The 22,731-nt window shown below is 72.6% G+C and carries 13 protein-coding genes; 4 read left to right on the forward strand and 9 right to left on the reverse strand.

From position 1 onward, the window contains the following. Positions 1 to 25: 25 nt before the first annotated feature. From ACZ607_RS08775 to eccD, 3 genes are all read right to left on the reverse strand, one after another. A complete protein-coding gene (locus ACZ607_RS08775; RefSeq protein WP_124275177.1) occupies positions 26 to 382 on the reverse strand; it encodes a hypothetical protein in 357 nt (118 codons plus the stop codon). A gap of 376 nt (positions 383 to 758) precedes the next feature. Continuing rightward, complete coding sequence (gene eccB / locus ACZ607_RS08780) at positions 759 to 2,207, reverse strand: type VII secretion protein EccB (protein ID WP_469733166.1); 1,449 nt, start codon at positions 2,205 to 2,207, stop codon at positions 759 to 761. Between the two features lie 21 nt (positions 2,208 to 2,228). After that, positions 2,229 to 3,629 carry a type VII secretion integral membrane protein EccD gene (gene eccD, locus ACZ607_RS08785; protein WP_469733168.1) on the reverse strand — a complete coding sequence of 467 codons (1,401 nt, stop codon included), beginning with the start codon at positions 3,627 to 3,629 and terminating at the stop codon, positions 2,229 to 2,231. 519 nt (positions 3,630 to 4,148) lie between these two features. Here eccD and eccCa point away from each other — a divergent pair. Continuing rightward, entirely contained in the window at positions 4,149 to 8,120 is a 3,972-nt protein-coding gene (eccCa, locus tag ACZ607_RS08790; protein ID WP_469733437.1) for a type VII secretion protein EccCa, read from the forward strand. A 58-nt stretch (positions 8,121 to 8,178) separates the two neighbouring features. Here the strand turns inward: eccCa and ACZ607_RS08795 are convergent, their stop codons facing one another. Further along, positions 8,179 to 9,372 (reverse strand): S8 family serine peptidase, encoded by a 1,194-nt coding sequence (locus ACZ607_RS08795; RefSeq protein ID WP_469733170.1) that lies wholly within the window; start codon positions 9,370 to 9,372, stop codon positions 8,179 to 8,181. 244 nt (positions 9,373 to 9,616) lie between these two features. On the opposite strand from ACZ607_RS08795, the gene ACZ607_RS08800 reads away from it, so the two are divergent. After that, a complete protein-coding gene (locus tag ACZ607_RS08800; RefSeq protein WP_469733172.1) occupies positions 9,617 to 12,922 on the forward strand; it encodes a right-handed parallel beta-helix repeat-containing protein in 3,306 nt (1,101 codons plus the stop codon). 101 nt (positions 12,923 to 13,023) lie between these two features. Here ACZ607_RS08800 and ACZ607_RS08805 read toward each other — a convergent pair whose 3' ends face one another. The 5 genes from ACZ607_RS08805 to ACZ607_RS08825 form a co-directional block, all read right to left on the reverse strand. Further along, the gene (locus tag ACZ607_RS08805; RefSeq protein WP_469733174.1) at positions 13,024 to 15,228 is read right to left on the reverse strand and encodes a 2-dehydropantoate 2-reductase; all 2,205 of its coding nucleotides are present in this window, start codon (positions 15,226 to 15,228) and stop codon (positions 13,024 to 13,026) included. Further along, positions 15,225 to 16,106, reverse strand: coding sequence for an SDR family NAD(P)-dependent oxidoreductase (locus ACZ607_RS08810; protein WP_469733176.1), 882 nt, complete (start codon positions 16,104 to 16,106; stop codon positions 15,225 to 15,227). The genes ACZ607_RS08805 and ACZ607_RS08810 overlap by 4 nt, the downstream gene beginning before the upstream one ends. Next, positions 16,106 to 17,413 carry an MFS transporter gene (locus ACZ607_RS08815; protein ID WP_469733177.1) on the reverse strand — a complete coding sequence of 436 codons (1,308 nt, stop codon included), beginning with the start codon at positions 17,411 to 17,413 and terminating at the stop codon, positions 16,106 to 16,108. The genes ACZ607_RS08810 and ACZ607_RS08815 overlap by 1 nt, the downstream gene beginning before the upstream one ends. Beyond that, positions 17,410 to 18,345, reverse strand: a complete 936-nt coding sequence (locus ACZ607_RS08820) for a polysaccharide deacetylase family protein (RefSeq protein WP_469733179.1) — start codon at positions 18,343 to 18,345, stop codon at positions 17,410 to 17,412. The genes ACZ607_RS08815 and ACZ607_RS08820 overlap by 4 nt, the downstream gene beginning before the upstream one ends. 167 nt (positions 18,346 to 18,512) lie before the next feature. After that, positions 18,513 to 19,496 (reverse strand): Lrp/AsnC family transcriptional regulator, encoded by a 984-nt coding sequence (locus ACZ607_RS08825; protein WP_469733438.1) that lies wholly within the window; start codon positions 19,494 to 19,496, stop codon positions 18,513 to 18,515. Positions 19,497 to 20,009: 513 nt separating this feature from the next. Here ACZ607_RS08825 and ACZ607_RS08830 point away from each other — a divergent pair. Both ACZ607_RS08830 and ACZ607_RS08835 read left to right on the forward strand, forming a co-directional pair. Next, a complete protein-coding gene (locus ACZ607_RS08830; protein ID WP_469733181.1) occupies positions 20,010 to 21,656 on the forward strand; it encodes a SpoIIE family protein phosphatase in 1,647 nt (548 codons plus the stop codon). 92 nt (positions 21,657 to 21,748) lie between these two features. Beyond that, a complete protein-coding gene (locus ACZ607_RS08835) occupies positions 21,749 to 22,558 on the forward strand; it encodes an SAM-dependent methyltransferase (RefSeq protein WP_469733183.1) in 810 nt (269 codons plus the stop codon). Positions 22,559 to 22,731 lie beyond the last annotated feature (173 nt).

The raw sequence follows: 22,731 nt of genomic DNA on the forward strand, positions 1-22,731 counted from the left end.
GGCGCTACCGGGGCGGGTCGGGTCCTCAGCGGCCGGCGGTGGAGCCCGCCAGCGCGTTGAAGATCTCCTCGGAGCGGTTGTACGCCTGCTGGATGGAGTCGTTGGCCGTGGACTGCTGGATGCCCTGCGCGCGCATCGTCTCCTCCAGCGTGGTGATCATGTCGCGGAGGTTGCCGGAGATGATCTCCGCCTGCGCGTCCCATCGGTCGAGCAGCTTCTGGAACGCGCCACCGTCGCTACCGGCGTAGCCGGAGGACAGGTTGTGCTTCATGTTCTCGACGTCCTGACGGCTGGTCTGGACACCGGTGAACGCCATCTCCAGGGCAGTGACACCGTTCTGTGTCGCCGATGCCAGTGACTGCTGTGCGCCTGTACCCGCCATGTTCCTGTGCCTCCTGGAATGTCACGCCGCCGGTCGTGGGACCCGGGCAGCGCGGTACGTGGCCGGACGCGGCCGGAGGACCGGCGTCCGGTTGGTTCGGACTAAGTGAGCCTAAAGAGAAAGGAGTTGACGATTCAATGGCTTGAGTCACCTTCTCGGCTCCGACCGGGTGTTTCAGGCCTTCCGCCGCGGGATCCAGGCCGGATATCTGCCCTTCCCGTCAGCCGGGCCCGTGCACTTCCCGTTCTAGGACGCTTGATCGTCGCGTCCCGTTGCGGTGACACGACCAATTTCCCTCGTGTCACACGATGTTCACCTTCCTTTCCGCCGTGGTGGGTCCTTCCGGCGCGCCGCGCGGCCTGCCCGCCGGCGCACGTCATTTCCGCTCGCAGCGCGGGGTCGTGTTCGCACTCCGGCCCAGGGCCGCGGCCTCCTTCGTCAGGTCCGGCCCCGTCGGAAGCATCGCCAGCAGCGGTGCCGGCAGTCCGCGCGCCTGGCTCTGCGCGTAGCCGAGCGCTCCGAGCGCGTCGGCCGTCCCCACCCGGTACTTCATCCCGGTGTCCGTCACCAGGTAGACGGTGGTGCCGACCTTGCTCCCGCTCGCCCCGAGCGCGCGCACCAGGGACCCGCCGCCCGGCCGTACGGTGATCGTGCCGACCGGCATGCAGGCGGGGGTGAGCCCCTCGGGCGGGGCCTGGGCGACCGGGCCGAGGGCGTCCGTCCCGGTCAGGGCCACGCTGATCCGGGGGCCACGCTCTCCCGGCTCGATCCGTACGCAGACGGTACGGTCCTCGCCCAGGGCCACCGCTTCCGGCGGCGCCGAGGGAAGGTCGGGGTCTTCGGCCGTCTCGCCCGCGCCCGGAGCCAGATGGTTGCTCAGCACGTCCGCGCCCAGGGTGGTCAGCTTCGCCGCGCCGTCCCGGTACACCTTCTCGCGGGTCTCCGGGTCACCGAGCACCAGCGCGGCACCGGTCGCCGTGAGGGGGGCCAGGCCCTCCTTGCGCAGCAGGTAGTAGCGGTCGGCGGAACCGGGCACCGTGACCCGGAAGACTTCGCCGATCCGGGTCTCCCGGCCACCCAGCGACGGGCCGTCCTTGCCCTTCCCCGGCACGTCCGGCGGGCGCAGGTCGGGCCCCGAGGGGAGGGCGTTCAGGAAGGCCGCCGAGACGGGGAGCCTCGGGGTGGAGCCGTAACCGAGGGCCTCGCGGGCGCGGCTGTCCTCGTCGAGCCGGAGCTTGCTGCCCCGCCACACGAGATAGCCGGCCTTGTCCGGGCCCGTCACCAGCATCCCCTGGCCGGTGGGCAGCCCGGCGGCGTCGGCCGGCGCGCCGACGGCCACGACGGTGCCGGTCGAGGCCGTCTCACCTCCCGAGCAGACCTGCCACGGGCCGGTGTTCAGGTCGCCGCTCCCGGGCAGCGCGTCCGGGGCGCCGGTGATGCCGATCGGCGATCCGTGCGGCGTCCCCTTCAGGGAGGCCGAGCCGACCGACACCGCCTTCATGTCGGCGCCCGCGAGCAGCCGCGCCGAGGCGTAGTTGCGCACCGGCCGCAGCCGCCCGTCCAGGTAGAGGTAGCGGGAACCGGTGTCCTTGTTCACGACAAGGGTCCCGGCCGCCCGCCAGGAGTCCTTGGTGCCGGGTTTGAGCAACCCGAGGACGAAGGACCCGGCCGACAGCAGGACGGCGATCACGATGCCGATCACCACGCCCCGGTTGGTCCGGCCCTGGGGGCTCTCCGGGGCGTCCGGATCCGCGCGCAGCATGCCCGAGGTCAGCCGGCCCATGACGAACATGTGGGCGTGTACCTGGTCGCGTTTGGACTGCATGGCAGCGTGTCTCCCTTCCGGTCAGCCGTTGATGGACCGCAGGGTGCCGTACACACCGAGCACCCACAGGGCGAGCGGCAGCACGCTGACCGCCAGGGCCGAGTGCAGCAGTTCCCCCGCGCGGCCCCAGTACGGCACGAGCCGGCGTCCCGGGACGGTCCAGGCGGCGATGGCGAGCGCCGCCGTGGCCGCGAGCAGGCCCGCGGTCGTCACCAGCCGGTAGCCCGGCGAGGCGGCGGGGGCGGCGACCAGCACCAGCAGGAGCAGCCCCGCCACCCCCGGGACCACCAGCGACATGCGCTGCCAGATGTTGCCCAGTCCCCGCGCGTGCAGGATGAGCAGCAGGGACAGCGCCACCGTCATGATGATCTCGGCCAGTTCGCGCTCGCGGGCCAGGGTGACCAGGCATCCGGCGCCGACCACGCCCACCGCCCCGTACAGCGAGGTCATCCAGCCGTCGGCGAGGATGGCGCGGGCCGAGACCACGGACGTGGCGTGGGGCTCGATGCCCTCCTGCAGCTGCTGCGCGTTGGTCGGCAGAGGGGGCATGCGCATGCCGGACATCCGGAACGCCAGCGAGGGCACGAAGGCGCCCAGGACGACGGCCAGGACGGCGAGGATCCCTGCGGCGTGCACGGGTGCCAGGTCCGTCGTGATGAGCAGGACGGCGGCCAGCGCCGCGAACACCGAGACGACGGCGACGCCCAGGAAGAGCGCGGCGAACGCCGCCACGACGGCGAGTGCGAGCACCGCCCCGCCGGCCGCCGCAGCGCCGGCGGCGAGCAGCCGCGCGCCCAGCGTCTCGTACGCGTGCGGTCCGCTGAGCGCGCCGCCCGGCAGCAGCCAGCCGGCCAGCGCCAGGTAGGGCCCCACCATGAAGCCCAGCGCGGCTCCGGCTCCGGCGTCCCCGACCGCCCGGCTCGCCGCGCCCGCGCCCGCGAGCAGGAGCAGGCCGGTCGCGGTGGCGAACACGGCCCGGGACAGCGCGGAGCCGCCGGGCCACGCGAGCACCACCATGCCGCCGATGAGCACCGTGATCGCGATGCCCAGCAGCACCCACCGGCTGACCTTGGGGGTCCAGCCGAAGGGGTGGTCCCGCATCGTGGTGGATATGCCGTCGACCAGGTCGTCGAGGTGCACCTCGGGCAGGGCCTCGGTGCGCGGTCTGAGGTAGAGGGTGTCGCCGTCGCGCAGGCCGTAGGAGTCGAGGGTGCGTTCCTCGTCCAGCGGTTCGCCGCCGAGCCGCTGGAGTACCCAGCCGCCGTGGTCGATTCCGGCTTCCTCGAGGTTGTCGCCGGCGTATCCGAGCACCGCCGGCAGCAGGTCCGCCACGGGGACGTCGGCGGGCACGGCGAGGTCGATGCTCTTGGCTGGGGCTCGCACCGTCAGACGGCACAGCTCGGCCACCTGAGTGTCAGTCATCGGGATGGCTCACGCTTCTCCGGTTACTGCTGAGTACGGTCAGGGGAACGCGATCTGACGCACCGCCGGACATCGCTCTGGGTCGAACGCGTTCCACAACCTCGGGGGACAGGGCCGGTTGTCGGCGGTCGGCGCGATGATCGTAGTATCAGCTGCCTGCTGTGGGCGACCATGGCCCAGGAAGCGGAACGGGACATGAACATCGGCCCAACCGCCCGGTGTGGCGCGCAGGACGCCGCGGCACGGACGGTGACGCGGCATGCGCCGTCACGCACCGATGACCCCGCCGCGTGGCGGACGTACGACCTGGCGATGTAGCAGGATTGTGACAAGGCGGCCGCTCGAAGGACCCGCCCCCGGCCGGGGGTCCGGGCGGGCGGTCGTCGTCGGCCGACGCGCGGCGTAGGGTGCGTGCGACAGCGAGGCCCCGTCCGGTGTTCCGGCACCGTACCGGCGACGACGTCGACGTCGTTCCGCCCGCTCTCCCCCCTTGCCCCGTAAGGAGACGGTTCCTTGAGTGTGGTCCTGTTCCGCCGCCCGGCCCGACGACGGGGTCCGGAGATGCCCGACGGGGAGCTGAATCTCCAGGAACCCCCGATCCTGCCGGAGACGGTGCCCGACACCTCGGCCGTGTGGACCTACCTCCCCATGGCGCTGATGTCCGTCTCCATGATGTTCATGTTCATGCGCCCCGGCATGACCCGGGGCTCCGGCGGCTTCATCTACATCGCACTGGGTCTGATGGTGCTCGGCGCCGCCGCGATGTTCATCGGCCAGTTCATGCGCAAGGCGGCCGAGCGCAAGCAGAAGCTCAAGGGCGAGCGCCGGGACTACCTGCGCTACCTCACCCAGATCCGGCGCAAGGTCCGCGGAGCCGTGGTGGACCAGCAGCTGGCCCTGGCCTGGCGCCACCCCGAACCCGCCGCCCTGTGGTCGATGACGGGCACCACCCGGCTGTGGGAACGGCGCCCGCGCGACGAGGACTTCGGCGAGGTCCGGATGGCCGTCGGCGAGCAGAAACTGAGCCTGAAGCTGCACCCGAGCTCCACCAACCCGGTCGAGGACCTGGAACCGCTGAGCGCGCACGCCCTGCGCAGCTTCATCCGCGCCTACTCGACGGTGCCCGAGCAGCCCATCGCGATCTACCTGCGGGCCTGGGCCCGGGTGCTGTTCCGGGGCGACGAGGAGCGGATACGGTCCGTGACCCGGGCGCTCATAGCCCAGTTGGCCACCTTCCACTCGCCGGACGACGTGTGGATCGCGCTGTGCGTCTCCGACGAGCGGCGGGCGGACTGGGAGTGGACGAAGTGGCTCCCGCACAGCCTCCACCCGCACGACACGGACGGCGCCGGCCCGACCCGGATGACCGTCTCGGCCCTGGGCGAGCTGGAGAACCTGCTCGGCGCCGAGTTCATGGAGCGGCCCCCCTTCGACCCGGACTCCGTACCGGGGCGCGAGGAGCCGTTCACGGTGATCGTGGTGGACGGGGGCACCGTCCCGGCAGGCCACCGCCTGGACGGCGCCGGCTTCCGCAACACGGTCGTACTGGACCTGAGCGGCGCCCTCTCCTGGCGGCCCGGCCGGATCACGCTGCGCTTCGAGGTCGGCGAGGACGACCTCGGGCTGGTGCGCACGGACCGCGAGCGCAAGGAGCAGACCACCCGGCTCGGCCGGCCCGACAGCTTCGGCCCGACGGGCGCCGCGTCGCTCGCGCGCCGGCTCGCCCCGTACCGCATGGGCCTGGGCACGGCCTCCGACTCGGCCGAGCCGCTGTCGGCCAACGTCGAACTGACCACGCTGCTCGGCATTCCCGACCTGCACCGCCACGACCCGGAGACGCTGTGGCGGCAGCACACCGGCCCCACCCGGCTCAAGGTGCCGATCGCGGTCGGCGCGGACGGTGAGCCCGTCGAGCTGGACATCAAGGAGTCCGCCCAGGGCGGCACCGGGCCGCACGGCATGCTGATCGGCGCCACCGGCTCCGGCAAGAGCGAACTGCTGCGCACCCTCGTCCTGTCGCTGGCCCTGACGAACTCCTCCGAGACGCTCAACTTCGTGCTCGTGGACTTCAAGGGCGGCGCCACCTTCCTGGGCCTGGACGAACTCCCGCACACCTCCGCCGTCATCACCAACCTGGCCGGGGAGGCGGCACTCGTCTCCCGGATGCAGGACGCCCTGCACGGTGAGCTGATGCGCCGCCAGGAGCTGCTGCGGTCGGCGGGCAACTACACCTCCGCGCTGGACTACGAGAAGGCCCGCGCCTCGGGCGTGCCGCTGGAGCCGCTGCCCAGCCTGTTCGTCGTCGTCGACGAGTTCAGTGAACTGCTCGCCGCGCACCGCGAGTTCATGGAGCTGTTCGTGATGATCGGCCGCCTCGGCCGGTCACTCGGAGTGCATCTGCTGCTCGCCTCGCAGCGCCTGGACGAGGGCCGGATGCACCAGTTGGAGAGCCATCTGTCCTACCGGATCGGCCTGCGCACGTTCTCCGCGATGGAGAGCCGCGGCGTCCTCGGCGTACCGGACGCCTACCAGCTGCCGTCGGCGCCCGGCAGCGGCTTCCTGAAGTCGGGCGTGGAGGCGCTGACCCGCTTCCGCGCGGCGTACGTCTCGGGCCCGTACCAGCAGCGGCGGGGCAGCGCCAACCAGGCGCGGGTGGCCAGCCAGACCGTCCCGTGGACCAACGGTTACGTGGTGCCGCGCCGGCTTCCGGACGCCCCCGCCCCCGAACCCGCCCCGGAGCAGGAGGAGACCGGCGACACCCTGCTCTCGGTGGCCGTGGAGCGGCTGCTGACCGCCGGGCCGCCGGCCCACCAGGTGTGGCTGCCGCCGCTGGACCTTCCGGCCACCCTCGACCAGGTGCTGCCGCCGCTCACCGAGGACCCCGAGCTCGGTCTGACGACCGTCGGCTCCTCGAACCGGGGGCGGCTCACCATTCCCCTGGGCATCATCGACCGCCCCTTCGACCAGCTCCGCGACCTGCTGTCCGTCGACCTCTCGGGCGCGGGCGGGCACATCGCCATCGCGGGCGGCCCGCAGAGCGGCAAGAGCACGATGGTGCGCACGATCATGGCGGCGCTGGCGCTCACCCACACCCCCCGCGAAATCCAGTTCTACTGCCTGGACTTCGGCGGTGGCACGCTCGCCGGTCTGGCCGGCCTGCCGCACGTCAGCGGGGTCGCGGCGCGTCTGGACACCGAGCGGGTCGGCCGTACGATCTCCGAGGTCACCACGCTGCTGGCGGAGCGGGAGCGGTTCTTCCTGGACAACGGCATCGACTCCATGGCGACCTTCCGGCGCCGCCTGGCCGCCGGGGAGTTCCCCGAGCACCGGCACGGCGACGTGTTCCTGGTCATCGACGGCTGGTCGACGGTGCGCCAGGACTTCGACCGGTACATCCAGACCTTCGGCGCGATCGCCGCCCGCGGTCTCAACTACGGCATCCACCTGATCGTCACCACCGCCCGCTGGGTGGAGCTGACGTCCTCGATCCGGGACCAGGCCGCGACCCATCTGGAGCTGCGGATGGGTGACCCCATGGACTCCGAGATCGACATGCGGCGCGCCGCGACCGTACCGCGGCTGCCGGGCCGCGGCCTGACACGGGACGCCAAGCTGCACTACCTCACCGCGCTGCCGCGGATCGACGGCGTGGAGTCCGCGGACGACCTGTCCGAGGGTGTGGCCGGTCTGGTGGCGGCGGTCCGGGAGAGCTGGCAGGGCCCGCCGGCCCCGCCGGTCCGGATGCTGCCGACCCGGCTCCCGCTGTCCTCGCTGCCGGCTCCGAAGGGCGACTTCAAGATGCCCATCGGTCTGGAGGAGGAGCGCCTCTCCACGGTGTGGCACGACTTCTCCGAGACCCCCCACATGATCGTGGTCGGCGACGCGGAGAGCGGCAAGACCAACATGCTGCGGCTGACGGCCAAGGCCATCATGGACCGGTACACCCCGGCCGAGGCGCGCATCATGGTCGTGGACTACCGCCGCGCGCTGGTGGAGGCGATCCCGGACGAGTACCGCCTCGGCCACGCGGTGTCGATGGACGCCCTGAAGGAGCTGATCGCGGGCGCCGCACGGGCGGTCGCGGCCCGTGTGCCCGGTCCGGAGATCACCCCGGCCCGGATGCGCACGTGCGACTGGTGGGACGGCCCGCGGCTGTTCGTCCTCGTGGACGACTACGACATGCTGGGCACCAGCCCGATGAACGCGCCCTTCGACCCGCTGCTGAACCACCTCGCCCTCGGCTACGAGGTCGGTCTGCACATGGTGGTCTCCCGCTCCGCCGCCGGCGCGGGCCGGGGCCTCGGCGAGCCCATGCTGCGCCGCATGCAGGAGGTCAACACCCCGACGCTGCTGTTGTCGTGCCCGCCTTCGGAGGGCTTCATCCTGGGCAGCATCAAGGGCCGTAACCTGCCGCCGGGCCGGGGCACTCGGGTGACGCGCCGCAAGCAGACCCAGGTGCAGACAGCGGTGCTGGAGGATCTGGAGTCGTGAAACGACGGCCGGGACCGGGCGCCCTGGCGTCCCGGTCCCGGCCGTCGTCCCTGGCCCGTCAGCTGCCCGCCGGGCGCCAGTTCCGTGCCCGGCCGCGCGGGATCACCACCGCGCCCGCCGCCACCAGCAGCACCAGCCCGCCGCCCACGCCCGCGATCACCAGCGCACGCGTGCGCGGCTCGGTCGCGGGCGGGGGCGGGACCACCGCCCGCTCCGGCCGCGGCGCCGCGCCCTTGTCAGCCGTCGCTACGGCCGTCAGCGCGGCGTACGGGTCGAGCCGTGGCGGCACCGCCGGATACGCCGCCTCGGTCAGGCGGCGCGAGACCTCCGCCGCCTTCAGCTCCGGGTAGCGCGCCCGTACCAGCGCCGCCGCCCCCGCGACGTGCGCGGCGGCGAACGAGGCGCCCGAGCCGATGAAGTGGCCCGAGCCCTTCGGGCCGATGCTCACCACCGCGTCGCCGGGAGCGGCCAGGTCCGCCCCGCTCACCAGGGGCGCGTCGGCCGGCCGCGAGCCGTCCGGGCCGTAGTCCGTCACCGCCAGCACGCCCGGGGCCGACGCGGGCCAGTACCAGGGCGCCGGCTCGGTGTTCCTCGGCAGCGCGTCCGGCGCCACCGGGGCCACCACCAGCGCGTCCTTGCCGCTCGCGTAGGCGACCGCGTCCGTCAGCTGCGACTTGCCGCTGTCCAGGGCCACGGCGACGTAGATGACCTGGGCGCCCTCGTCGGCCGCCTGGCGGATCCCCCCGGCGACCTCGCCCGCCGTGGACCCGCCGCGCTCGCCCGTGCCCCGTACGGCCAGGATCCGGGCCTGCGGCGCCAGTCCCGCCGGGCCACCGTCCTCGCCGGGGGCCGCCGCGATCAGGCCGGCCGCGAACGTGCCGTGCCCGACGCAGTCCTCGCCGGCCGCCCCGAGCGCGGTCACCCGCCCCGACAGCGCGGGCGCCCCCTCGGCGACTCCGGTGTCCACGACCGCGACCGTCGTCCCGGCGCCCTGGGAGAGCGGCTTGGCGCGGGACATGCCCAAGGACCCCAGCGTCCAGGGTTCGGCCTTGGCCTTCTCGCTGGAGACCGAGGCGCAGGTGTCGTCCTCCGCCAGGACGGAGCGCACGACCGGCAGCCCCACGGAGTCGGCCGCGGCGGGCACGGCCCCGACGGCGCCCAGCGCGGTCGCGGTGGTCAACAGGGTGGCGGTCACGGCCGGGGCCCGGAGGCGGCGGCGGGGACGAACGCGGGCACGGGACATGGCGCGCATGATAGGCGGCGCGTCCGACCGCGCGGCGAGCGGGCCGTGACCTGCGGGCGACGAGGGGTGCATCACGGGACATACGCCCGGCCTCGCCCCAACTCGTCGGTCCCTCCTGGAACATCGCCGCACCGGTCCCGTAGCCTTCGTCGCGTGCGCACAGCCGTACGTACCCGGACGCGGAACAGTCCCCTGTCGGCCCCCTCGTCGGGAGAGGCACACGGCGGCGGCACCACAAGGAGGAGGATCGAGCGTGTCACGGCAGTTGCTCAGGGTCGGGTCGGGACAACCGGACAGCTTCCGGACGATCAGTGATGCCCTGGACATGGCACGCACGGGTGCGGTGATCCGGGTCCACCCCGGCCGCTACCCGGAGAACCTCACGGTCAGGACCCGGGTCACCATCGTCGCCGACGGGGAGCCGGGCAGCGTCGACATCTGCCCGCGCAGGGGCACCGCCGTCGTTCTCGTCGCCGACGCCGTCATGCTCACCGACCTGACCCTGCGCGGCGGGAGCGAGGACCTGCCGGTCGTCGACGCGCCGCGGGGCCAGGTGGCCATGGACGGCTGTACGGTCATCGGCTCCGGCTGGACGGCCGTCCTGGCCCGCGAGTCGGGCTCGGTGGCCATGCGCGACTGCCGGGTCAGCAACCCGAAGGGCGCCGGTGTCGTGGACTCCGCGCCCACCGGCAGCATCATCGCCGGCTGCCTCATCGAGAACCTGGGCACCTCCGGTGTCGTCATCGGCGCGGAGGCCCGTGCGACCGTACGGGACTGCCGGATCCGCGACGCCCGCGCCAACGGCGTGCTGACCTCCGACGAGGCGCAGGGCCTGGTGGAGGACTGCGACATCTCCGGCACGGACAAGCCGTCCATCGCCCTGGAGGGCCGCAGCGGCACCCGGGTCGTGCGTACCTCGGTGCACGACACCTCCGTCGGCGTCTACATCACCAGTTCCGCCCGCCCGGTCCTGGAACACGTCACCGTCTCCGACACCTCGGGTCCCGGCATCATGCTGGCCGCGAGCGCCGACCCCGAGTTCCTGAACTGCCGCACCTCACGCACCAAGGGCAGTGGCCTGGCCGTCACCGAGCGCTCCCGGGGCACCTTCCAGGACTGCGAGTTCGACACCGCCGCCGCGCCCGCGATCAGGGTGGTCAACTCCAGCGCGCCCTTCCTGACGGGCTGTGCGGTGCGCGACTGCGCGGACGCGAGCGGCGCCGTGCTGCTGGAGGAGGAGTCGTCGGCGGAGTTCGACGACCTGCTGATCACGGACGCGGCCGGCACCGGCATCCGGATACGCACCGGCGCCGACCCGCTGCTGCGCCGCGCGCGGATCACCTCACCGGGCGGCCACGGCGTGGAGGTGGCCGAGGACGGGCGCGGTCGGCTGGAGCACTGCGAGATCGACCGGGCGGGCGGCGCTGCGGTACGGATCGCCTCCGGGGGCAACCCCGACATCCGCGACACGGTCATGCGGGCGGCGACCGACGCCACCGTCTCCGTCGGCGGCGAGGGCCGGGCCACCCTCCGGGACTGCCGCATCGAGTCCGCCACGGCCGGCGGCATCACGGTGGACAACGGCGGCGAACTCTCCGCCCTGCGCGCCCACATCACCGACTGCGGTGCCCACGGCGTCCTCCTCGCGAACGGCGCCCGTGCCACCCTCACCTCCTCCCAGGTCATCGGCAGCGTCGGCGACGGCATCCGGATCGACACCGCCGAGCCCGTCACCGTCACCGGCTGCGCCGTCCGCGACAACCGCGGCGCGGGCCTCAGGCAGACGAGGGTGAACGAGCGGCTCACGGTCGAGAACCTGAACAGTTCCGGCAACGTGGCCCCCGACGCGTGGGGCGACACCCTCCCGCCGGACGTCGCGACCGGCGGGGCCGGTGACTCGGCCAAGGAGCCCGAGGGCCCGCTGGAGGAGCTGGAGTCACTGGTCGGCCTGACCGAGGTCAAGAGCCAGGTCCGGACGCTCGTCAACCTCAACCAGCTCAACCAGCGCCGCGCCCAACTGGGGATGCCCGTCCCCCAGATGAGCCGCCACCTGGTCTTCTCCGGCCCGCCCGGCACCGGCAAGACCACGGTCGCCCGGCTGTACGGCGGCATCCTGGCGGACCTGGGAGTCCTGCGCTCCGGGCACCTGGTGGAGGTCTCCCGCGCCGACCTGGTCGCCCAGGTCATCGGTGGCACGGCCATCAAGACGACCGAGGCGTTCAACGAGGCGCTCGGCGGTGTGCTGTTCATCGACGAGGCGTACACGCTGCTCTCCGACAGCAAGGGCTCCGGTGCCGACTTCGGCCGGGAGGCGGTCGACACCCTGCTGAAGCTGATGGAGGACCACCGCGACGACGTGGCCGTCATCGCCGCCGGCTACACCGGCGAGATGGACACCTTCCTCTCCTCCAACCCGGGCCTGGCCTCCCGTTTCACCCGCACCATCGAGTTCGCCAACTACTCGGTCGACGAGCTGGTGACGATCACCGAGAACATGTGCGCGGGGCACCGCTACGCGCTCGACCCCCGGACCCTGGACACGCTCGCCCTGCACTACGGGCGTATGCCGCGCGACGCCACGTTCGGCAACGGCCGTGCCGCGCGCCGGGTGTTCGAGGAGATGGTGGACCGGCAGGCGTCGCGGCTCGCCTCCATGACGAACCCGGCGGAGAGCGACCTCACCCTCCTGCTGCCCGAGGACGTGGCGCCGGACAGCGCTCCGGCGGACGACGGCCCCGGCTCCGAGGAGCTGCTCGCCGAGCTGCACGCCATGATCGGTCTCACGGCGGTCAAGAACGAGGTCGCCGCCCTGGTCAACCTGCTCACCGCGGCGAAGCAGCGCAAGGCCGCCGGGCTGCCCACCCCGAGGATCAGCAATCACCTGATCTTCTCCGGGCCCCCGGGTACGGGCAAGACCACCGTCGCGCGCCTGTACGCGGACCTGCTGCGCTCCCTCGGCGTCCTGCCCAAGGGCCAGCTGGTCGAGGTCGCCCGCGCCGATCTGGTGGGCCGCTACGTGGGTCACACCGCGCAGCTCACCAAGGAGGCGTTCGAACGGGCCCTGGGAGGTGTGCTGTTCGTCGACGAGGCGTACACGCTCACACCGGAGGGCGCGACCTCGGACTTCGGCCGGGAGGCCGTCGACACGCTGCTGAAGCTGATGGAGGACCACCGCGACGAGGTCGTCGTCATCGCCGCCGGCTACACGCGCGAGATGCGCCGCTTCCTGGACTCCAACCCGGGCCTGGCCTCACGGTTCTCGCGGACGGTGGAGTTCGAGAACTACTCCACGGACGACCTGCTGGAGATCCTGTTCAAGCAGGCCACCGACTACGGCTACGACTGCTCCCCCGAGGCGATGACCGCGCTGCGGGACTACATGGACGCCCTGCCGCGCGACCACGCCTTCGGCAACGCGCGTACGGCCCGCCAGATCCTGGAGGGGATGATGACCCGTCAGGCCGGCCGGATCGGCGCGATGTCCGCGCCGGGCCTGGACGACCTGCGCCTGCTGCTGCCGGAGGACCTGCCCCCGGAGGCGGCGGCGATCGGCCGGTGACGTGCCAGGGGCGGGCCCGGGGTCCCGGGCCCGCCCCTGCGGGTGCCTCAGTTCGCGCAGACCTCCGCGCGGGCCGGGTGGCACCGCGAGGGACTGGGACCTCAGCGCTCCGAAAGCGTCGTGAGGACCGTGGCCGTCAGCGCCGCGCGCTCCACCATGCCGGCCACGGAGGTGTTCTCCGAGCGGGCGTGCGCTCCGGAGCCGACCGCGCCGATGCCGTCCAGCACCGGGACGCCCGCCGCCACCACGAAGTTGCCGTCGCTGGCGCCGCCGACCGAGGTCTCGCGCAGACCGAAGCCGAGCGTCGCCGCGCAGGTACGGGCCAGCTCCGCCAACTCGGCGACCTGAGCGGTGCGTTCGAAGACCGGACGGTTCCAGCCGCCCGTCACCTCGACCGACGTACGCCCGTCCACCGGCAGGAGCGCGGCCAGAGCCGCACCGACGCGGTCCTGTTCCGCCGCGCTGGCGACGCGCACGTCGAGTCGGGCCACGGCCTGTCCGGCCGTCACGTTGCTCCGGGTTCCGCCCTCGATCACCCCCACGTTCAGAGAGGTGCCCGCCGCCGGGTCACGCAGACCGGCCAGGTACAGGATCTGGTGGGCCAGTTCCTCGACCGCGCTGGCCCCGGCCTCCGGGTCGAGGCCCGCGTGCGCCTCCTTGCCGGTGACGGTGACGGTGAACAGGCCGACCCCCTTGCGTGCCGTCTTGACGGCCCCGTCGGCGGCGGCCTCGAAGACCAGGGCCGCGCGGCTGCCCCGGGCCTCGGCGACGATCGCCTCGCTGGAGGTGAGGCTCCCGGTCTCCTCGTCGCCGTTGAGCATGAGGGTGCAGGCCGGGCGCGGCAGACCGAGCGCGTCCAGCGCGCGCAGGGCCCACACCGCCTGCACCAGTCCGGCCTTCATGTCGAAGACGCCGGGCCCGGTGATCAGGTCGCCGTCCCGCCGGAACGGCCACTCCTCCAGCGTGCCGGTGGGCCAGACGGTGTCGTAGTGCCCCAGCAGGAGGACCGGACGGTCGCCGGTGCCCGGGTAGCGGCGGACCAGGACGTCCCCCGTCCGCTCGCGCTCCAGCACCTCCTCGGCCCGCGGTGCCCCCAGGGCGTCGTCGAGCCAGCCGCGCACCCACGTCAGACAGGCGGCGAGTGCCTCCCGGTCGTCGCTGGCGCTGCCCTGGGAGGTGTACGCGGCGAGGTCGTCGACCATGTCCTCCCGGTGCGCCTCCAGCCACTCCCGTACCGCCCGGGCCCTGTCCCGGCCGGGGCCGACGGAAGCGCCCTGCGCGGCCGGGAGGGAGCGCGCGAGGTGGTCGAGCGCGGCCAGTCGCTCCTCCGCCATCAGCCCCGGATCACGCTCCAGCTCCCGCAGTCCGGCGATGACGGAGCGCAGCACCGGGGTGCTCACCCCGTGCCGCTCGGCCTGGGCGAAGACCTCCGCGTAGTGCGTGGTCACCTCGACCGGGCGCCGGCGTACCGCCAGGTCGCGCCAGATCCCGCTGCGGTCCTTGGCCTGCGTGCCCAGCCAGGCGGTGAGACGCGCGGTGGCGGCGCGGCGTACGGACGGGTCGGCGGACCGGCGGAAGGCATCCGGTTCGAAGGCGTCGAACGCCTCCAGTTCCACCCCCAGCGCCTCGGCCACGTCGAAGACCTCGCCGGCCACCTCGTGCATGGTGAGCGGGTGACGGTCGATCAGCTCGGCCATCGGCGCGTCGGCCAGGGCCGTCGCCGCCAGCATGGCGCCGAACCCGGCCTTGGCCCACAGGTAGCCCTCGACGTTGTCGCTGGCCACCGCCGGCCCCCAGCTCTGCAGGTCGGCGACGAGCGCGCCGACCCGTGCGGAGACGGCGGCGCCGTGACGCTCGCCGACCACCAGGGCCCCGGCGCCGCCGTCGAGGATCACCCCGGGCTCGATGACGTCGGCGAATATGTTGACGAAGGCCGCGACGGTGCGGTCCGGCCCGATCCGGTCCGCTATCAGCTCCTCGTTGAAGCCGTTCTGGAACGAGACGACCCAGCCGTCCGGCGCGAGGCGCGGGGCGATCCAGTCGAGCGCGGCGTCCGTGGCCTGTGCCTTGACCGCCAGCAGCACCCGGTGGACGGGGCCGTCGTACGCGTCCGGTGTCGCCGCTTCGACCCGTACGCTCTCGCGGTGCTCGCCCCGGGCGACGGTGAGCCCCCGCTCCTGGATCGCCGTCACGTGCGCCGCGTCGGTGTCGACGATCCGGACCCGGTGGCCCGCGCGGGCCAGGCTGAAGGCCAGGGTCCCGCCGATGGCTCCGGCGCCGACCACCGTGTAACTGTCGCTGCTCATGCGGTGTTTCCTTCCGTGGCCGGGTCGGCCGGCGATGCGGGTGCGGTGACGGCGGTGGGGGTGTGCGGGGTGCCGTCGGCGGGTCCGGGGCGCTCCGGTGGCCAGATGCGGGGCAGATGGAGGGCTCCGGTGCTCGATCCCCCGTCGACCCGCAGGATCTCGCCGGTGATCCAGGACGCGTCCGGGCCGGCGATCCAGCGGACCGCGCGGGCGATGTCCCCGGGGGTGCCGGCCCTGCCGAGCGGGTTGGCTCCGATCGCGGCGGCGTACTCCTCGGAGACCGGGTTGCACGCGCTGTCGACCGGGACGAAGCCGGGGCTGACCGCGTTGACCCGGATGCCCTGGGCGCCGAGTTCGAGGGCGGCGGCCCGGGTGGCCATCTCCAGCGCGGCCTTGGAGCTGGCGTAGGGGCCTCCCCCGGGACGGGCGCGGAGCGCGGAGCCCGAGGAGATGTTGACCACCGTGCCGCCTCGGCCCTGCTCGGCGGCCAGCCGGGAGAAGGCCGCGGTGGCCAGTACGGGAGCCCGCAGGTTGACGGCGAAGAGCCGGTCCCAGTCGGCGGCGGTCACCTCGCCCATGTCGAGCGACGGGTAGACGCCGGCCGCGTTGACCAGCACGTCGACCGGGCCGCGCGCCTCCCACGCCCGGCGGACGAGGTCCTCCGCCGCCTCCGGCCGGGTCAGGTCGACGGTGAACGTGCCCACCGGGCCTCCGGATCCGGCGCCGGGACCGGTGGCCCCCAGCTGTGCGGCGACGGCGTCGAGGGCCTCACGGTCTCGGTCGGCGAGGGTGAGGACCGCGCCCTCCGCGGCGAACTCCTCGGCGATCGCCCGGCCGATCCCGCCGGCCGCGCCCGTGATCAGGACATGGCGGCTCATCAGTGGAACTCCTTGCTCTTGGTCTCGGGCATCGTCACGTAGACGAGGAACGAGACCAGCGAAGCCCCGGCGACGTACAGCCACAGCAGGTCGCTGTGACCGCTCTCGTGCATCCAGGTGGTGAGGTAGGGGGCGGTGCCGCCGAAGAGGGCGACGGCCAGCGCGTACGGCAGGGCGATGCCGGTGGCGCGGATCTCGGCGGGGAACTGCTCGGCCATGATGACCGCGCAGTTGGCGGAGTAGCCGAGGATCAGCAGCATCCCGGTCAGCTGCACCAGGAACAGGCTGAGGAAGCTGTCGTTCAGCAGGTGCAGCAACGGCCAGGCCAGCACCACGAATCCGCCGGCGAAGGCGGCCATCGTCGGCTTGCGGCCGAACTTGTCGGAGAGCAGGCCGACGAACGGCAGCAGGACGACGAAGACCACCAGGCAGAGCGTCTGGGACAGCAGGGCCCGGCTCAGGGGGATCCCGGTGGTGAGATTGGCGTACGTCGGGAGGTAGTTGACCCAGATGTAGTACGTCAGCGTCCCCGCGACGGTGATGCCGGCGACGCGTAGCGCGGCGCCGGGGTGCTCGACGAACATCGCCTTGAGCGGGTTGGACCGCGTACGGCCCGCACCCTGGGCCCGGGTGAAGGACTCGGTGTCCTCGACCGAGACCCGCAGCCACAGACCGACCAGGCCGAGCAGCCCGCCGACGACGAAGGCGAGGCGCCAGCCCCACGCGTGCAGGGCCGCGTCGCTGAGGGCGGAGGTGGTGAGGGTGCCCAGCAGCGAGGCGATCAGTACGCCTCCGGCGACCGACACCTGCTGCCACGACCCGGCGAAGGCGCGACGGCCGACGGCGGCGGACTCCACGAGGAACGCCGAGGAGGACCCGAACTCGCCCCCCGCGGAGAACCCCTGGACCAGCCGGGCCAGCAGCAGCACCAGCGGAGAGAACACGCCGATGGAGTCGTAGCCGGGGGTCAGGGCGATGACGAACGCGGCGCCCGCCATCAGCCCGACCGTGAGCGTCATCCCCTTCTTACGGCCGTGCCGGTCGGCGTACACACCGAGCACGGCCGCGCCCACGGGCCGCATCACGAAGCCGACGGCGAAGACGGCGAGGGTGGACAGCAGGGCCACGGCGCCGTTGCCGGAGGGGAAGAACTCATCGGCGATGATCTTGGCGAAGATGGAGTAGAGGGCCCAGTCGACCCATTCCACGGTGTTGCCGATGGTGCCGGCGACGATGGCCTTGCGCTGCTTGCCGCTCAGTTTGTGCGTGCTGTTCGCGGCCGGGGCCGCCGGGGACCGGGTGCTCATGAGGTGTGCTCCGGGATCTCGTGCGGAGGAATCGCGGTACGGACGGCCTGGGCCAGCTCCGCGTGGGTCGCGAACCAGACGCCGGGGTGCCCGGCGATGTGGTCGAGGAGTTCGCGCAGGACGACCAGCCGTGAGCGGTGGCCGATGACGTGCGGGTGGAGGGTGAGCTGGAAGACGCCGCCGGCGCGGTAGGCGGCGTCGAACTCGTCGGTCCAGATCTCCAGCACGTCGCGGGGACGGCTGTGGGGGCGGACCGCGCCGTAGCGGTCCATGGTGAAGTACGGCGCGTCGTCGCGGATCCAGTCGACCGGGATCTCGACCAGCCCGGTGGGCCGGCCCTCGGCCACGATCTCGTACGGTTCGTCGTCGGCCATCAGCGACGAGTCGTAGGAGAACCCCAGGTCGAGGATGGTCTGCAGGGTGGAGTCCGAGAAGTCCCAGGACGGCGTGCGGATGCCGGTCGGCCGCTGTCCCGTGAGGCCGGTCAGGGTGTCCAGGGCGCGCCCCACGAGCTCCTTCTCGTCCTCGGCGCCGAGCAGCATGTTGCGCTCGTGGATCCAGCCGTGGACGGCGAGCTCATGCCCGTCCCGGTTGTAGGCGCGGGCCTCGTCCGGGTGGAGCAGCGCGGAGACGGCCGGCATGAAGAACGTCGCCGGCACCCCGTAACGGGCCAGCAGCTCCAGGACGCGCGGTGCGCCGACCCGCGCCCCGTACTCCCCCTGGGCGAGCAGCCCCGGGCTGGTCAGGGCGTCCCGCAGCGGAATGGTCTCGTGGTCGGGGTCGAAGGACAGGGCGACCGCGACCCGCGCGCCGTCGGGCCAGCGCTCGGGGAGCAGCCGACGGCCGGCCCGGACGGACTCGACGTGCCGCCGCCATTCGCTCTCGGGCCACCGCCAGCTCTCTGTCGCGGTGTCCGGCTCGTTCGTGGACATGGTGCTCTCCCGGGGGGACTCGGGGACGGGGAGGGATCTGACGGGCACACGCCGTGTACACGTGTCAGAGGGCATGCCGCAGCACCGACGCGCGGTATGCGGATCTGCGGTGTGGAGATGTACGACCGGATGCGGACGGGCCCGCCGGCGGGCGCGGACCACGGGGCTCAGCCGGACTGGTCCAGCCGGGTCCAGGCGCCCTTGACGGTGGCCAGGTGGACGGTGACGTCGGAGGCGTTCAGTCCCGGCAGGGCACCGATGACCTCGCCGGTGTAGCGGAACAGATCGGTGCGGCGGGGCAGCACCATGTGGCCGACCAGGTTGAACCGGCCGGTGGCCGCGGCGAGGAACTTGGTGCCCGGATGCCGCGCGAGCTGCCGCCCGGCGGCGTCGAGCCGGTCCGGCTCGATGGACAGCCACACCATGAACTCCGCCTGGTACCCGAGGAGCGCCGGGTCGACGAGGGTCCTGAAGTGCAGGACCCCGCGCTCCACCAGCCGATCCAGGGCCCGCGAGACACTGGACTCGCTGCGCTCCAGCCGGCGCGCCAGCGTACTGACCGGCAGCCGCCCGTCCTCCGCGAGACCGTCGGCCACGGCCTGTTCGAGACCCGACAGCGCTTGTGGCGCCTGGTCCCAGTCGTCACGGTCGCAGGGTGGGGCGAGCGTGACGGGCCGCAGGTCGGCGGCCGCCTCGGGCGGCAGCAGGCCGGTGTCCCACATGGCCGCCGAGGTGAAGTTGCGGATGACGGCGACGCACTCCGTGCCGGTGATCAGGTGCGCCCCGGGCAGGTCGGTGAAGAGCAGCCTCATCAGCTGCTCGTTGTCCTGGGCGACGAAATCGACGATCAGGTCGGCCGTGCCGGTGACGACGGCCAGGAACCGCACCTCCGGGCACTCGGCCAGCACCTCGGCGAGCTCCAGCCCCTTGCCCGGCTTGGCGTGGACACGTACGAGCATGGAGGAGCCGCTCTCGGTGCGGTCCAGCTCCAGCGCCCCGACCACATGCACGAGCCTCCGCTCCCGCAGCGCCTGGTAGCGCCGTTGCGCGGTGGTCTCACTGACCCCCACCCAGCGGGAGACGGAGTTCCACGAGGCACGGCCGTTGAGCTGGAGCGCCGCGATGACGCGGCGGTCCAGCTCGTCGATCATGCCTGCGTGGGCTCGGGATGACATGGCAGGGACGTTAACCACGCCCCGGAGACCCGTCAACGATGGAATCCTGCATGACTGCGCCCGTTGCCACGGATCTCCGGCGCCAGGTGTGTTTCGTCCAGGGAAATACAGCAGATCGGCACCGGTCGGCCGGGGCGGGGCCCCGGTGCAGGATCGCGCCGCGAGGAGGCGCAAGTTTCCGAGGGAGCGCCGGTCGCACTCAGGGGCGTGTCCGCGCTTCCGTCTGCCTGGGCCTGCCCCGCGAGTGCGCTCTGCGGCCGACGGTACCCACCGCGGCGCCGTCGGCCGCTGCAAGGCCCGGTGGTCGCGCGGAGCGCCTGGGTGTGCTGATGTGCGGGATGCGAGGGAGTATCGGAGCATGAGTGGTGATGATCCACTGGCGCCGTCCGGAGAGTGGGACGGGCGGAGGTGCTCAGGGCAGGCCGCAGGCGGTGCCCTCCCGCCGGCCCGGTCCTCGGTCCCGTCGGCCCGGCGGCGGAGGGGACGGCCGTGAACGAGGAGCGTCTCCTCAGGCGGTACCAGGCGCTCATGGGGGCCGTGCCGCAGTCGGTGTGGGTGATGTCGCCCGGCGGTGTCGTCACCGTGTTGTCCGGAGGCGGGATCGCCGAGAAGCTGTGGACTCCCGGCATCGATACCTCGTGGATGGATGCCGTGCATCCCAAGGACCGGGACTGGTTCCAACGGGCGTGGCGCAGGGCCACGCAGCAGCGGTCACCACTCGACACGATCGTCAGGGTGCGGCTCGACGGCGCCGCCGACCGCTTCCGCCACGTCAAAATCATCGCTGCGCCCGTTGTCGACGAGGACGGTGAGGTGGAGTTCGTCGGAACGGCCACCGACGCGGAGGAACACTGGCGCGGCCGTATGCGGGAGAAGTTGCTGGCTCGTATGGCGGCGGTGCCCGCGGCCCGCGATCTTTCGGAGGCCTTTCTGACGACGGCCGCAGCCGTTGTGCCCGAGCTCGCTGACGCGGTGGCCATCTTCCGTCTCGTGGACGGCGTCGAGGCCGGCGTGCGGCCCGCCGACGCACCGGCCGCAACGTCTCCGGAGCGTGTGGGGCTCGCCCCCGGGCTGCCTTCCCTGCCCCCGCTCGACGCCGATTTCGTGCTGGGTCCGGTCGCCCGGCGGGCGATCGAGAGCCAGGAGGCCAGCCTGTTGGCCTTCCCCCCGGGCGGGCCCCCCGGGGACGGGCTCTCGGACGTTTCCGTGCGGTGGCTGCGGGAGGCCGAGGCGACTGGCGTGGCGTTGGTGCCCGTGGTGGTGGACGGCCGGACCGTCGCGCTGGCGACGATCGCGACCTGTCGGGGCAACCCGCCCCCGGACGAGGCCGACCTCTCACTGCTGCGGGACCTCTTCCAGCAGATGAGTGGGCCGCTGCGCAGGACGATGGAGTTGCAGAGCATCCGTGGCAAGGCGCTTGCGCTGCAGCAGTCGTTCCTGGCGGCCCCGCCGTCCATCGACGGTCTCACGATCACCGCGCTCTACCATCCGGCGGACTCGGCGGCGGAGGTCGGCGGGGACTGGTACGACGCCGTCCGGCTCTCCGCCGACGCCCTCGCCCTGTCCATCGGCGATATCGCGGGGCACGACCTCGACGCGGCCATGGCGATGGCACGGGTCAACAGCATCCTGCGGGGACTCGCGTACGACAGCGGCCCGGCCGCCAGCCCTGCGGTCACCCTGAGCCGTCTCGACCGCATCGTGCAGGCGCTCGACAGCCCGGCGATGGTCACGGCGGTACACGCGGTCCTGCGCCGCCGGACCCACGGCGGCTGGCACATCGCCCTGTCCAACGCCGGGCACCCGCCGCCCCTGCTGATCCCGGCGGACGCGCCGTCGCGGTATCTGCACGGCCTCACAGCCGCGGACCCGCCCCTGTGCGTCACCGACAGCCTCACCCGCGCCACCGTCCACGCAGACCTGCTCGAGGGCGACACCCTGGTGTTCTACACCGACGGGCTGGTGGAGACGCCGGACACGGACATCGGCGACAACCTCCGAAGGCTGCGTGAACGCACCGACGCGCTGGCCCGCCGAAGCCCTCCGCTGCGCTCCCTGATCCGCGGCCTTCTCCCACCTGTTCACCACCGCCGGGACGACATCGCCATCATCGCCCTGCAAGCCCGCCCGGACTGATGAGCGCCCTCACCGAGCACCTCATCGTTTGCACCCGGAACAGTGCCTCTATACCGTCGAGAAGGCCCGTCCCCTGACGAAAGAGGCTCTGTATGAACACGCCGAGCGGCCGTCAGGACGGACTGGCCACCACACGTGCCCACTCCGCCCGGGTGTACGACTACATCCTGGGCGGCAAAGACCACTACCCCGTGGACGCGGAAGCGGGCGACGCCATGGCCCGGCACTGGCCCGCCCTGCCCGTGCACATGCTGGAAAACCGCCGGTTCATGCACCGAGCCGCCCGCTTCCTGGCAGAGGAACGGGGCATCCGCCAGTTCCTCGACATCGGAACCGGCCTGCCGACGTCGCCGAACCTGCACGAGATCGCGCAGGAAGTGGCTCCGGAATCCCACGTGGTCTACGTCGACAACGACCCCATCGTCCTCGCTCACGCCCGCGCCCTCCTGCAGAGTTCACCCGAGGGCGCGACCGCCTACGTGGACGCGAACATGCACGACCCCGACGCCATCCTGGACAGCCCCGAGTTCCGGGAACTGATCGACCTGAGCCGGCCCGTCGGCCTCATGGTGATCGGCATCATGCACTTCATCCTGCCGCCCGACGACCGGCGTCTGATCGCCAAGCTGCTGGATCCATTGCCGTCCGGCAGCTACCTGGCCATGACCATCGGCACCGCGGACTTCGCGCCCGAGGAGGTCAACCAAGTCGCCCAGGAATACCGCCAGCAAGGCATGCCCTTCGTCCTGCGCGAACTCGCCACCGCCACCTCGCTCTTCGACGGCCTGGAAGTGCAGGAGCCGGGGGTCACCCAGGTGCACACCTGGCGCCCCGGCCCCGAACAGAACGGCATCAACGGCCGCGACATCGCCATGTACGGGGCAGTCGCCAAAAAGCCCTGAGCAGCCGCGGCGTCGACCGGGTAAGGCCCGCGCAGGCGGTCACCCACCGTGCCAAGAGGCGCAGACAGCGTTTCTGCTGGTCAGCGCGGCATGATCTCCGCACTGCAGCAAGCGCACACCACCCAAACCCGCAGGTCAGACGCCCTTTGCGACAGGCTCCAGAATCGCCACGC

The sequence above is a fragment of the Streptomyces sp. NPDC104381 genome, assembly GCF_055583745.1.

Coding starts and splice junctions, on each gene's coding strand:
- ACZ607_RS08805 (WP_469733174.1), bottom strand. CDS start 15,228: ATGAGCAGCGACAGTTACACGGTGGTCGGCGCCGGAGCCATCGGCGGG.
- ACZ607_RS08820 (WP_469733179.1), bottom strand. CDS start 18,345: ATGTCCACGAACGAGCCGGACACCGCGACAGAGAGCTGGCGGTGGCCC.
- eccB (WP_469733166.1), bottom strand. CDS start 2,207: ATGCAGTCCAAACGCGACCAGGTACACGCCCACATGTTCGTCATGGGC.
- ACZ607_RS08825 (WP_469733438.1), bottom strand. CDS start 19,496: ATGATCGACGAGCTGGACCGCCGCGTCATCGCGGCGCTCCAGCTCAAC.
- ACZ607_RS08810 (WP_469733176.1), bottom strand. CDS start 16,106: ATGAGCCGCCATGTCCTGATCACGGGCGCGGCCGGCGGGATCGGCCGG.
- ACZ607_RS08795 (WP_469733170.1), bottom strand. CDS start 9,372: ATGCGCGCCATGTCCCGTGCCCGCGTTCGTCCCCGCCGCCGCCTCCGG.
- eccD (WP_469733168.1), bottom strand. CDS start 3,629: ATGACTGACACTCAGGTGGCCGAGCTGTGCCGTCTGACGGTGCGAGCC.
- ACZ607_RS08835 (WP_469733183.1), top strand. CDS start 21,749: ATGAACACGCCGAGCGGCCGTCAGGACGGACTGGCCACCACACGTGCC.
- ACZ607_RS08775 (WP_124275177.1), bottom strand. CDS start 382: ATGGCGGGTACAGGCGCACAGCAGTCACTGGCATCGGCGACACAGAAC.
- ACZ607_RS08815 (WP_469733177.1), bottom strand. CDS start 17,413: ATGAGCACCCGGTCCCCGGCGGCCCCGGCCGCGAACAGCACGCACAAA.